The organism is Halomonas garicola (genome assembly GCF_031935715.1).
GTDB classification, from domain to species: domain Bacteria; phylum Pseudomonadota; class Gammaproteobacteria; order Pseudomonadales; family Halomonadaceae; genus Vreelandella; species Vreelandella garicola.
In genome coordinates this window covers 18,187-30,695 of sequence record NZ_JASSZF010000001.1, presented here as the reverse complement: position 1 = coordinate 30,695, position 12,509 = coordinate 18,187, and the positions used below count along the sequence as shown (strand labels likewise).

The 12,509-nt window shown below is 66.1% G+C and carries 11 protein-coding genes; 6 read left to right on the top strand and 5 right to left on the bottom strand.

What is annotated here, in order from left to right; all coding sequences use genetic code 11:
• Both RS027_RS00155 and exaC read left to right on the top strand, forming a co-directional pair.
• A complete protein-coding gene (locus tag RS027_RS00155; protein WP_311952114.1) occupies positions 1–429 on the top strand; it encodes a universal stress protein in 429 nt (142 codons plus the stop codon).
• A gap of 115 nt (positions 430–544) precedes the next feature.
• On the top strand, positions 545–2,065 hold the full coding sequence (exaC, locus tag RS027_RS00150) for an acetaldehyde dehydrogenase ExaC (protein ID WP_311952110.1): 1,521 nt from the start codon (positions 545–547) through the stop codon (positions 2,063–2,065).
• On the opposite strand, the gene dauA is transcribed toward exaC, so the two are convergent.
• From dauA to RS027_RS00130, 4 genes are all read right to left on the bottom strand, one after another.
• Positions 2,062–3,795 (bottom strand): C4-dicarboxylic acid transporter DauA, encoded by a 1,734-nt coding sequence (dauA, locus tag RS027_RS00145; RefSeq protein WP_376717567.1) that lies wholly within the window; start codon positions 3,793–3,795, stop codon positions 2,062–2,064. The two genes, exaC and dauA, sit on opposite strands and share 4 nt — an antisense overlap.
• Before the next feature lie 99 nt (positions 3,796–3,894).
• The gene (locus tag RS027_RS00140) at positions 3,895–4,290 is read right to left on the bottom strand and encodes a hypothetical protein (protein ID WP_311952104.1); all 396 of its coding nucleotides are present in this window, start codon (positions 4,288–4,290) and stop codon (positions 3,895–3,897) included.
• 103 nt (positions 4,291–4,393) lie between these two features.
• A complete protein-coding gene (locus RS027_RS00135) occupies positions 4,394–5,095 on the bottom strand; it encodes a response regulator (protein ID WP_311952101.1) in 702 nt (233 codons plus the stop codon).
• 35 nt (positions 5,096–5,130) lie between these two features.
• Entirely contained in the window at positions 5,131–6,540 is a 1,410-nt protein-coding gene (locus tag RS027_RS00130; protein WP_311952098.1) for an ATP-binding protein, read from the bottom strand.
• 226 nt (positions 6,541–6,766) lie between these two features.
• Between RS027_RS00130 and RS027_RS00125 the strand changes: the two genes are divergently transcribed.
• Genes RS027_RS00125 through RS027_RS00110 form a run of 4 tightly spaced genes read left to right on the top strand, consistent with a single transcriptional unit; the run spans position 6,767 to position 10,461 of the window.
• Positions 6,767–8,110 (top strand): DUF945 family protein, encoded by a 1,344-nt coding sequence (locus RS027_RS00125; RefSeq protein WP_311952095.1) that lies wholly within the window; start codon positions 6,767–6,769, stop codon positions 8,108–8,110.
• Positions 8,111–8,163: 53 nt separating this feature from the next.
• The gene (locus RS027_RS00120) at positions 8,164–8,877 is read left to right on the top strand and encodes a ZIP family metal transporter (RefSeq protein WP_311952092.1); all 714 of its coding nucleotides are present in this window, start codon (positions 8,164–8,166) and stop codon (positions 8,875–8,877) included.
• A 55-nt stretch (positions 8,878–8,932) separates the two neighbouring features.
• On the top strand, positions 8,933–9,430 hold the full coding sequence (locus tag RS027_RS00115; protein WP_311952528.1) for an NfeD family protein: 498 nt from the start codon (positions 8,933–8,935) through the stop codon (positions 9,428–9,430).
• A gap of 56 nt (positions 9,431–9,486) precedes the next feature.
• Positions 9,487–10,461: an SPFH domain-containing protein gene (locus RS027_RS00110; protein WP_376717566.1), complete on the top strand. Its 975-nt coding sequence runs from the start codon at positions 9,487–9,489 to the stop codon at positions 10,459–10,461.
• On the opposite strand, the gene RS027_RS00105 is transcribed toward RS027_RS00110, so the two are convergent.
• Positions 10,419–12,509: an FUSC family protein gene (locus tag RS027_RS00105; RefSeq protein ID WP_311952085.1), complete on the bottom strand. Its 2,091-nt coding sequence runs from the start codon at positions 12,507–12,509 to the stop codon at positions 10,419–10,421. The genes RS027_RS00110 and RS027_RS00105 overlap by 43 nt on opposite strands.

Genomic DNA, 12,509 nt, shown 5'->3' with positions numbered 1-12,509 from the left:
ATGTACCGCAAGATTCTACTGCCGGTGGATATCAACGAAGAGGCATCGTGGCAAAAGGCATTGCCGACGGCGGTCACACTGTGCCGGACGTTCGGCGCATCGCTGCACGTGCTCACGGTGCGCCCGGACGTCAAAATGCCCATGGTGGGCGCGTATTTCCCCAAAAACTTCGCTCGGGATGCCAAGGCCGCCGTGATCGAAGCCCAGCACGCCTTTATCGATGACCAGATCCCCGCCGACGTGCAAACCCAGAGCGTGGTCGTCGACGGCTCGCCCTGGGAGGCCATCATCAAGGTGGCCGATCAGCTGGAGGTGGACCTGATCGTCATGGCATCGCACAACAAGCGCCGTTTCGTGGACTACGTGCTCGGGCCCAACTCGGAGCACGTGGTGCACCATGCCAAGGCCTCGGTGATGATCGTGCGCTAGCGCGGCGGCTTAACCCGGGAGCGGCAGCCGGTCTGCGACGTTTGGAGGGTTTGACAAGTGGTCCGGCTGGTCAACACTGGACGGGGTAAACCTTCACTCCAGCAGGAGCCATGCCATGATCTATGCCAACCCTGGCGACACCGATGCCTTGATCACGTTTGAGCAGCGCTACGGCAACTACATCGGCGGTGAGTTTGTGCCGCCGGTCAGCGGCGAATACTTCGATAACGTCAGCCCGGTCAACGGCGACGTTTTCTGCGAGATCCCCCGCTCGTCCGCCGAGGACGTGGACAAGGCGCTGGACGCCGCCCACGCCGCGGCCCCGGAGTGGGGCAGGACGTCGCCGGCGGCGCGCAGCCGCGTGCTGCTGCGAATCGCCGACCGCATCGAGCAGCACCTCGAGAAGCTGGCCGTAGCGGAGACCTGGGACAACGGCAAGGCGATACGCGAATGCCTTAACGCCGACCTGCCCCTGGCGGTGGACCATTTCCGCTACTTTGCCGGCTGCATCCGCGCCCAGGAAGGGTCGGCGGCGGACATCGACGGCAACACCGTGGCCTACCACTTCCACGAGCCGCTGGGCGTGGTTGGCCAGATCATCCCCTGGAACTTCCCGCTGCTGATGGCCACCTGGAAGCTGGCGCCCGCGCTTGCCGCCGGTAACTGCGTGGTGCTCAAGCCCGCCGAGCAGACGCCGGCCTCGATCCTCGAGCTGATGAAGCTGATCGGCGATCTGCTGCCGCCGGGGGTGATCAATATCGTCAACGGCTTCGGCGAAGAGGCCGGGCAGGCGCTGGCCGCCAGCCCGCGCATTGCCAAGATTGCCTTCACCGGCTCCACCCCGGTGGGCTCGCATATCCTGGAATGCGCGGCGAAAAACATCATTCCCTCCACCGTGGAGCTTGGCGGCAAGTCGCCCAACGTCTACTTCGCCGATATCATGAACGCCGAGCCCGAGTTCGTCGACAAGGCCGTGGAAGGCCTGGTGCTGGCGTTTTTAAACCAGGGCGAGGTCTGTACCTGCCCGTCCCGGGCGCTGGTGCAGGAGAGCATGTACGACGACTTCATGGCTAAGGTGATCGAGCGCACGCTGACCATCAAGCGCGGCAATCCGCTGGATACCGAGGTGCAGGTGGGCGCCCAGGCGTCCCGAGAGCAGTTCGACAAGATCATGTCGTACATGGAAGTGGCTCGGGAAGAGGGCGCCGAGTTTCTCACCGGCGGCGACAGGGAGACCATGGAGGGCAGCCTGGACCAGGGCTACTACGTCCAGCCGACGCTGCTCAAGGGCGGCAACAAAATGCGGGTGTTCCAGGAGGAAATCTTCGGCCCGGTGGTGGCCGTCACCACGTTCAAGGACGAGGCCGAGGCGCTGGCCATTGCCAACGATACCGAGTTCGGCCTCGGCGCCGGGGTGTGGAGCCGCGACATCAACGTGGCCTTCCGCATGGGCCGCGGCATCCAGGCCGGGCGCGTATGGACCAACTGCTATCACCAATACCCGGCCCACGCGGCGTTCGGCGGCTACAAGAAGTCCGGCGTGGGCCGCGAAACCCACAAGATGGCCCTTGAACACTACCAGCAGACCAAGAACCTGCTGGTGAGCTACGACATCAACCCCATGGGCTTTTTCTAGCCCGCTACCTGCCAGCGCCGCGCCAGCTTCGCGGCGCGCTCAATACTTTCGGTCATGGCAAGCTTGCCTGCCCGGCGGCCAATGCCCGCGCGCTTGAGCTTGAGCTGCATGCGCGCGGGCAGGCCGATAAACACCAGCCCGACGTGCTGTTCGGCAAGCTCCCGGCGCAGCCCGTCAAGGGCCACCATGGCGGTGGCGTCCAGGCTGGGCACGGTGCGCATGTCGAGCAGCACCGTATGCACGTCCTGATCCACCGTACGCAGGGTGGCAATGGCCTTCTCCGCGGCGCCGAAGAACATCGGCCCGCTGATGCGGTAAAGCGCCGTACCTGCGGGGAGCTCGGGGCTTCCCGCCGGGCGTTCGGGCTGGCGTTCGACGCCGGTCAGCTGGGCCATGCGGCGGATGAACAGCGCCGCGGCGAGGCTGATACCCACGGCGACGGCGACCACCATGTCGAAGGCCACGGTCAGCCCGAAGCAGATCACCAGCACCCCGACGTCGCTTGCCGGCGCGGTTTTCAGCGTGTGCACGAAGTTTTTGGCTTCGCTCATGTTCCACGCAATGATCAGCAGCAGCGCGGCCAGCGCGGACATGGGGACGCGGCCCAAAACGCCGGCGAGCACCACCACGGCCAGCAGCACCACCAGCGAGTGCACTACCGCCGACACGGGTGAAAAAGCGCCGCTCTTGATGTTGGTGGCGGTGCGTGCAAGGGCGGCGGTGGCGGTAATGCCGCCGAAAAACGGCACCACGATGTTGCCGATACCCTGACCCACAAGCTCGGCGTTGGGGTCGTGACGAGTGCGGGTGAGGCCGTCGGCGACCACGGCGCAGAGCAGCGATTCGATGGCCGCCAGCAGGGCGATGGCCAGCGCCGGCCCCAGCAGCGCCTGGATCAGGGCAAAGTCCAGCGTCAGCGGCTCGCCGTCGGCGCCGGGGAAATGCCACGGCATGTCAAAGCTCGGCGCCAACGGGGGAATGCCGCTGCCGCTCTGGCCGTCGATCATCCAGTCAAAGCGCGAGGCGATGGTGTCGACCTCGACCCCCAACGCGGCGAGCAGCAGCGCCGCCAGCGTCCCCACGGCAAGCCCGGCCAGCGGCGCCGGCACCGGGGTTTTCAGGCGCGGCCAGACAAGCAGCGTGGCTAGCGTAATGACGCCGATGCCGAGCTCCGCGGGCACAAGGCCAGGGAGCGCCCGGGCAATCAGCCAGGCGTTGGCCAGGGTATTGTCGCCGAGCTCAAGGCTTGCCAGGCCAAAAAAGTCGGGAAGCTGCAGCAGGGCGATGACGGTGCCGATACCCGCGGTAAACCCGAGTATCACGGGGTAGGGCACGTACTGAATAAGGCTGCCCAATCGGGCGAGCCCCAGTGCCAACAGGATAACGCCCGCCATCAGGGTGGCGATCAAAAGCCCGCCCAGGCCGTAGTTGGAGACGATGGGAAACAGTATCACCACGAACGCCGCCGTGGGGCCGGAGATGTTGAACCGCGAGCCGCCGGTAAGCGCGATCAGCGCGCCGGCCACAATCGCCGTGTAGAGCCCGTGCTGGGGCGCCACTCCGGTGGCAATGGCCAGCGCCATGGACAGCGGCACGGCGACCACGCCGATGGTCAGGCCGGCGAGTACGTCGTTTTTCAGTCGGCCCGGGCTATACCCTGCCTGCCAGGCTTGAACCAGGGCTCGGCCGGGAAGGGGTAAACGGAAAGAGGAAGACCGCGGGCGCGACATGACGACTCCGGACAGAAACAGGCGGATAAAAAAGGCGCGCAGCTTCGCGCCGCACGCCATTATACCAGCTGCTGCCGTGTTCCGGGGAACGTCCGGTCGTTACTGCTGCGGCATGGGCTCGCCCTGGCCTTGGCCCCGCTGCTGCATCTGCTCGCGCTGGACGTCGCGCATGGCTTCGTTGAGCGACTGCTGCTGCTCTTCGGTGAGGATTTCCTGCATGCGCTGGCGGTAGTCCTGGCGCAGCTCCTGCATGGCTTCGTAGTGCTCTTTCTGCGCGGCGTTGAGCTCCTGGCGGGTGGCCTGATCGATGCCGGCCTGCTCATACACGGCCTGGCGGCGCTCTTCCATGCGCTCCTTGAGGGCGTCGGGCATTTCGCCGGCCTGAGCATCCTGGCCCTGGCCGGGGGCGGCATGGGCGGTAAACGCCAGCGGCAGCAGGGCGGCCGCCAGCAGGGCGGGGGCAAGACGTTGGCGTAGCGTAAGCGGCGATGTCATGGCAACTCCTTGGAATAGCGGTGAGGTCGATTGACTACCCCGAGCCTCTCCCATGCCGGTGCAAACCCTTTGCAGCCAGTGTGTAAATAACGTGATCCCGGCCTTATTCGTCGGGCTGGTACTTGTAGCCCACGCCGTATACCGAGCGGATGATGTCGCGCTCGGGGAGAACTTCGCTGATTTTCTTGCGCAGCTTCTTGACGTGGCTGTCCACGGTGCGCTCGGACACGATGCGGTTGTCGCGGTACATATGGTCCATCAGCTGCTCGCGGCTGAAGATCCGTCCCGGCGCCCGCATCATCACCCGCAGCAGCTGGAATTCCACCGCGGTAAGCCCCAGGTCGTGGCCGCCCGCAATGGCCTGCCAGCCGTCCTCGTTCAGCTGTACCGGGGCGTCGGGGTCATCCACGGCGAGCGGAGCGCTCTGGGCGGCCTGGCTGCGGCGCAGCACGGCCTTGACCCGAGCGACCACTTCGCGCGGGCTGAAGGGCTTGCAGATGTAGTCATCGGCGCCAAGCTCCAGCCCCAGCAGGCGGTCAACCTCTTCTACCTTGGCGGTCACCATGATGATGGCCGTCTGCGGATAGCGCTGGCGAATGCTGCGGCACAGGGTCAGGCCGTCCTGACCCGGCAGCATCAGGTCCAGAAGGATCAGCGCCGGCTGCTGCTCTTCGAGCCAGGGCATGACCGCGTTGCCGTCGTCCAGCGTGGTTGTCTCAAAGCCGTGGGTCTGCAGGTAGTCGGCCATCAGGCGGGCAATCTTGGGTTCGTCTTCAACAATCAGTAAAGAGGCATTAGCGGGCATGGGTCACTCACGGAAAAATCGGGGTGGCGGCAACATCAGGTTGACGATATCAGCGGCAGGCGCAGCGTCCAGCGCAGCCCGCCAAGGGGCGAAGCTGAAGCGTCCAGGTGGCCATCGTGAGCGTGCACCAGGGCGCTGACAATGGAAAGCCCCAGGCCGCTGCCGCCGCTCGAGCGGCTGCGAGAGCCTTCCACGCGGTACAGCCGCTCGGTGAGCCGAGCCAGTTCATGCTCGGGTACGCCGGGCGAGCTGTCTTCCCATACCAGCACCGCTTCGTCCTGCTCGCGGGTGAGCGTCACGTTGAGCGTGCCCGGCTCTTGGGTATAGGCGCGGCTGTTATCGAGCAGATTGTGCCACAGCTGGCGCAGCCGTTGGGCATCGCCGTATATGTGAAGCGACGGCGTCAGCTCGTCGGTGAGCCGGAACCCGGTATCCTCGAGCCAGCGCCTGGCGTCGTTCAGGTGGCACTGCAGATGGTCGCTCAGGTCCAGCGGCGCCAGCTGAATATCCAGTGCGCCGGCGTCGCTCTGGGAGAGCAGGCGCAGGTCGGCCACCAGGCGCTCGAGCTGCTCGACCTCCTGGGCCAGCGAGCCGAGGTTGTCGGTGTCGAGCGGGCGGATGCCGTCCTGCATGGCCTCGATCTCGCCGCGCAGCACGGCCAGCGGCGTACGTAGCTCGTGGGCGGTATCCGACACCCAGCGGGCGCGGGCGTTGCGGTTGGCCTCAAGCGTCGATGCCAGCACGTTGAAGTCCCGGGCGAGCCTTGAGAGCTCGTCGCGGCCGCGTACCGGCAGGCGGATGTGGTAATCCCCACGGGTCAGGCGCATGGCGCCGGTGGCCAGGGTGTGAGCGCGCCGGCCAAGCCACCACGACAGGCTCCCGGCGAGCAGCAGCGACGCAATGCCCAGCGAGATAACGATCAGCGAGAGGTTGTTGCGCTGGCGGTCGAGAAAGCGGTTTTCCATGCGCTTGAGAATTTGCTGGGGCGGGCGAAAGCCCAGCGAGCCGATGGTCCGGTCGTCGGCGTCAAGGGGCATCCAGTGCCAGCTGGCGGGATCGTCTTCCGCGTGCCGAGGGGCCACGATGAAGCGGCCGTCCGGCGCGCGCAGAGCGAAATCCTGGGCCTCGCCCAGCGGCGAGGGGCGCTCGGCGTTGCCGCGGCCAAGCTCGTGATAAACGATGGTGGGCCAGCGCAGCGGGTCGCTTTCCAGCCACTCCCAGCCCTGGTGCTCCTGCCAGCGTTCGGTCAGGCCCTCGGCCAGGCGCATGGCGCGGCGTTCCTGGGCCTGGTTGAGGTAGTCCAGAAAGCCGCGGTCGATGCTGTAGGAGACGGCGAGGAAAACCGCGCCGGCAATCACCACGTTGATGCTCAGGATAATCGCAAAGAGCTTGATGCCCAGCCGCGACAGGCGGCGATAGCGAGCGTGGCAAAAGGTGTTTCCCAACGGTGGCCCCAATCAATGTGCTGAAGAACGTGTTGTGAAGAGCGTTTTGAAGAACGGGTTCAGAAACGTAGCGAAGAACGCGGAACGGTTAGCTTGCCAATCAATGCTGTGCCGCTTGACGTGCTAGCATGGCGCGGCGGCGCATCGAGTGCCGTGTGACACTGTGTCGGCCGGTTTTCGGGCAGCACAACCGCACCAGAGCTTAGCAAAAATAGGGACGTTGATTGTGGATAAAAAAATCATCGTGGCGGCCGGTGTCGCTATCGTGGCGGGCGGCTTCATTGCCCATGCCATAGCGGGCAATGCCGCAGAAAAGCAGATCCGCGAGAGCCTTGCCGCGCTTGAGGCCGAACAGGCCATTAACGTGAGCCAGGTAGAAACGCACAAGGGGCTTGGCAAGACGTCGCTTACCGCACGTCTGGACGCGGTTGACGCCCCGGGCCTTAGCGGCGAGCTTGCCATGGACGTCGGCTACCTGTCGCGCACCGCCGAGGGTACCATGACGTTTGACGGCGAGGCGCTCAGCGGCGAGGTCGATTTCACCACCGGCCTTGGCAGCGGCAAGCGCGACTACCGCTTTGACGCCGACGAACTGACCGCCGCCGGCGGTGCCGTGACCCTGGCGCAGGTCGAAGGTGATGGCTACGTGGATGCCGAGCGCGAGCACTTCGCGCTGGATATGCTTACCCGCCAGCTTCGCCTGCAAAGCCACGTCGATCACCTTGAGGTCAACGGCCTGGATGCCGAGCTTGAGCACAACATCGATGCCGAAGAAGGCGGCGGTCGCTCCCATGCCCGCTTTGCCGTGGACGGCGTCACCGTTACCGCCGACAGCCGCACCGCCGACAGCCGCGGCACGCCCACGCAAGTTGCAAGCCTCGGCGACGCCGAAATCCGCAATACCGCCACGCTCGACGGCGACACCTATTCTTCACGGCTCTACCTTGCGGCAAACGATGCCGTTTTCATGGACAGCGAGCCGGGCCGGGCCGAGCTTGACCTGACCGCGAAAGGGCTGGACTACGCCGCGTTCGCTGCCCTGGCCGAGGTGCTCGAGCGCCACCTGAAAGGCGCCGATGCCGGGGAAGATCTATCGACCGCCAAGCAGCAGGCCCTGACCCGAGAGCTTCGGGCCACGCTGAGGGAGCAGGCCCACGCGCTGCTGTCGCGCTCTCCCGCGCTCGAGCTCGAGACCCTGACGCTGGACGCCGCTCTGCCCATGCTCGGCCGCGCCGAGGCAAAGCTTTCCGGCCGGGTGGCGTTTGACGGCGACAGCCTGTCCCCGGAGAGGGCCCGTGCCCTGCTGGCCGGCATCAGCGCCGAGGCTCACGAACCCCCAGGCGATACCCTCAACCAGCCGGCCATGAGCGCACAGCAGACTCGGGCCGAACTGGCGTCGCGGCTGAGCGCCAGGCTTGCCGTCGATACCCTGCCCGACGCCATCGTGATAGAGCTTCCTCCTGCGCTGCAGGCGTTGATGATCAACCACGACGCGCCCCACGTTTTTGCCTGGGAAGACGGCCGGGCGCTTTATAACGACGAGCCGCTGGAGCAGGCGCTGTCACGCTAGTGCGCTCCTTACCGGCGCCGTGAACAGTGCGATAACGACGAAGGACCTCAGTCATGCCCGAGACGTTGCTGGTGCTGCTTCTTGCCCTGGGCGCCGGGGTGGCAATGCCCGCCGGGGCGGTGTTTGCCCGGTTTGACCGGCTGCACCCGGCCTGGCTTGGCAGCGAGTGGCGACATTTTATCGTCGCCTTTGGCGGCGGCGCGCTGATCTCGGCCATCGCCCTGGTGCTGGTGCCCGATGGCGTGGCCAAGCTGCCCCCGCTGGCGGCGGGGCTAAGCTTTGCCGCCGGCGGCGTGACGTTCTTTTTGCTGGATATCCTGCTCAACCGGCTGCAGAGCGCCGCCGGCCAGATGGTAGCGATGCTCTCGGACTTTATCCCCGAGGCCATTGCGCTGGGCGCAGCGTTCGCCGCCGGGGAAAACACCGGGCTGCTGCTGGCGTTTTTGATCGCGCTACAGAACCTGCCCGAAGGCTTTAACGCCTTTGAAGAGCTGGCGCGCTCGGGCCGGCTGGCCCAGAGCACTATTCTGTCCGCGTTTTTTGCTATGGCGCTGCTGGGCCCGGCCTCGGCCCTGGCCGGCTACTACTGGCTGGGGCAATATCCGCTGGTGATGGGCACGCTGCTGCTGTTTGCCAGCGGCGGCATCTTGTACCTGGTGTTTGACGACATTGCCCCCCAGGCCAAACTGAAAAACACCTGGATGCCCGCCCTGGGGGCGGTCGCCGGCTTTCTTCTGGGGCTTTCCGGCAGCATGCTGGCGGGCTAGCGGCTTTGTGGCCAATGAATCAAACGGATAATAGGCGGGTATCAACACCGTGGATATGATCAGTGCGGGTTCTCTCTGGCTGACGGTTGCGCTTTCGCTGGCGCTTGCTGAGCTGATGACCGGCAGCCTGGTGCTGCTGGCGCTTGCCGCCGCGGCGCTGATCACGGCGTTGGCGGCAGCGCTTGGCGTGCCGCTTTCCGTTCAGCTGGCGGTGCTGGGGCTTTCAAGCGCCGTGTGCGTGCCGCTTGCGGTCTGGGTGATTCGGCCGTGGTTTTCCCCGGCCGGGGTCAACTACGGCGTCGCCGGTACCGGCGCCCAGCACGGCGAGCGGTTTCATATCGTGCGCCGGGACTACGACGGCGCCAGCGGCATCAAGATCAAGGGCGATTTCTTTCGCGCCCGTTACGTGGATGCAGCCCCCGACGACTGGCCCGCCGAAGGGGCCGAGGTGGTGCTGGATCACTTTGAAGGGACGCTGGCGCGGGTGAGACCCGGCGCGCCGTCGTCCCAACCTTCGCCGTCGGCGAAGTCTTCAACAGGAGCAGGACAGTGAGCGATTCCATCAGTATAGGGCTATTGGTCAGCCTGATTATCGTCGCCATCGGCGTGATGATCGTGGTGAAGGGGCTGATGATCGTGCGTCAGTCGGAAGCGGTGGTGGTGGAGCGGCTGGGGTCGTTCAACCGGGTGCTGGAAAGCGGGATCAACATCATCATCCCGTTCATCGAAAAGCCACGCTCGATCACCATGATCCGCTACGAGAAGCGTGGCGACGCCTACGCCGCGATTACCAGCGAAGAAACGCGCATCGACCGGCGGGAAACCGTCATGGACTTTCCCGGCCAGCCGGTGGTCACCACGGACAACGTCACCGTGCGCATCAACGGCGCGCTTTACTACACCATCGTGGTGCCCGAGCGCGCGGTGTACGAAGTGGAAAACATGAGCCAGGCCGTGGAGGTGCTGGCCAAGACCACGCTGCGCTCGGTGGTGGGCAAGATGGAGCTGGACCGGCTGTTCGAGTCCCGGGCCGAGGTCAACAATCAGATTCAGGCGGCCATGGAAGAGCCGGCCTCCAAGTGGGGCATCAAGATCACCCGGGTCGAGGTTCAGGATATTGAAATGCCCGAAGAGGTGGAGTCTGCCATGCGGCTGCAGATGGCCGCCGAGCGCAAGCGCCGGGCCACGGTGACCGAGGCCGAAGGCGAGAAGTCCGCGGCCATTGCCAAGGCCCAGGGCCAGCGCGAATCCGCCATCCTCAATGCCGAGGGCGACAAGGAGTCGGCGATTCTGCGCGCCCAGGGCGAAAACGAATCCATCAGCCTGGTGCTGAGCGCGCTGGGCGATGACGACGAGCACAAGCGCACCGTGGTGGGTTATCTGCTGGGGCAGAGCTACATCAAGGGCCTGCCGGACATGGCCAAAAACGGCGAGCGGGTGTTCGTGCCCTACGAATCCTCAGCGCTTTTGGGCTCCATGGGCATGTTCCGGGAAATGGCCGGCACGCCGGAAGACGCCGCCAGGGCAACCAGCGCGCTGCGTCAGGGCATGGTCGGCGGCGCGGGGAGCGCTTCCGGCGACTGACCGCGCACCTGCCGGGTCCGGGTGGCCTGGCGTTCCAGTGAGAGAGCCAGGCGCTCGGCGAGCCCGGCCAGCAGCGCCTGGCGGCGGGCGTCCAGCGAGCGCTCGCGGCGGACGGCGTCGAGCAGGGCGTCGCCCGCCGGGCGTATCTGCCGCGGCGTCTCGCCCTTGGCGCTGGCGGCGTAGCCCTCGGCCAGGGCGGTAATAAAGGCGCCGCTTGTGCGCTGCAGGTCGGCGTTGCCCAGTCCGTCGAGGCGCCGGCGCAGCTGCAGGCAGGCGTAGCCGACGTCGAGGCCGGTGAGCCCCAGGGTAAAGAGGTGGCGCTGGTCGTCGGGCAGGGTGTCATCGTGCCGGGAAAGGCGCAGCAGGCGGTCGGCCATGCGCCCGATAAACTGCGTTTCCGCGTCTTCGACCGGCGCGCTTGCCAGCCGGCGCAAATCCCGGGCAATGGCCCACACCAGCCGCTTGCGCCTGAGCGTGGCGCCGGGGCCCGGCAGCAGGCGAAACGCGGTCACCACCGTCCCCAGCCCCACCAGCACCGCCAGCGCGCGGTTGATGAAGCTGTCAAAGGAAAAGTCCATGCCGTTGCCGGGCATGGTGAGCAGGATATTGCCGATGGTAAACGCCAGGCAGTAACCCATCAGTTTGGGATTGGACGCGCCCAGCAGCCCCAGAAACAGCGGCGTGAGGAAAATCATCGCCAGCATGGGAAAGCCGCTGGCCTGGGCCAACAGCACGTGGCCGAAGATAAAGGCGCTGGGTATCGCTGCCAGCATGCCCTTGGCAAACGTCATGCACGCCGCCACCGGGTTGTCGCGGCTGGCAAAAAACGCCGAAAACAGCGTGCCCAGCAGCATGGCGACCCGGCCGTTGTCCCAACCGGTGGCCAGCCAGAACGTCGCCAGGGCGGCAAAGATCGCCCCGGCGCGCAGGGCGTTGACGCCGGCGACCAGATGGTCGCGGTGCCAGGCCAGCGCCACGCCGCGCAGAAATTTGCGCGACGGCTGGGTAATGGCGTCCCGGGCATCGAGCATGACCAGGGCGTGGCCCAGGGCTTCGCGCAGGCCAAGCAGGCAGCGCTGCTCAAGCGGCGAAAGCGACCCTTCGGGAAACAGCAGCGCCCGCCGACGCAGGGCGTGCAGGCGCTTGCGGGCGTCGGTGGTGCCGCTATAGCCGGCGGCGCTGGTAAAGCCGTTGGCCAGCTGCTCGGCGAGCTGGCGGATGTCGCTTTTCATGCTCTCGCCGCCGTGACGCTCGCTGCCGGCGTGAAGGAGCTGCTGGAGGGCATGAAGGGTGGCCAGCAGGCGCAGGGTGTGGCGGGTCAGAACGTGGCTGGCGCGGATGCGCCCGGCGCCTTCGGGGCCTTCATAGCGGGCGGCCTGGCTATCGCCCTCAAGCGCGGTCAGCGGCGACAGCGTGCCGGTCAGGCTGGCCTCAAGCTCGGCGTGGTCGTCGCTGTCGCGCAGGCGAGAGGCGGCGTGGGTGAACGCCTGGTTGACCACCGTATCGGCCTGGCGCCCCAGGTGCGCGCTGACCCGGGAGGGCCACAGCAGCGCGCTGACCAGGGTCGCGCAGGTCGCACCCAGCGCCAGCTCGGAAATCCTCGCCACGGCGATGGAGAAGATGCGCTCCGGGGCGCCGGAGCCGATTACCACGATCAGCATCGCGGTGACTGCGCCCATGATGCAGCCGTAGGCGGCGTTGTTGCGCAGAAGCGCGCTGCCGTAGGTGCATAGCATGATCCAAAGCGTCAGCGCCGCGAGCGCCGGCACCGGCGCCTGGGCGAAAAGCGCCATCAGGGTGATACCGGCCAGCGCGCCGACCAGAGTACCGCTCACCTGGCTCAGGCCCTTTTCCAGCACCATGCCGCTCATCGGCCGGATCTGCAGAAACGCCGCCGAGATCAGCGCCCAGTAGGGGCGCTCCAGGTTCAGCCACAGAGCCAGGTACAGCGCCAGCAGCATGGCGAAGGTGGCCTTGAGCGCAAACTTGAGCGAATGCGCGTTCGGCGTGAGGTAGGTCTGATACCAGGGCGATGCGGTCAGCGCCAT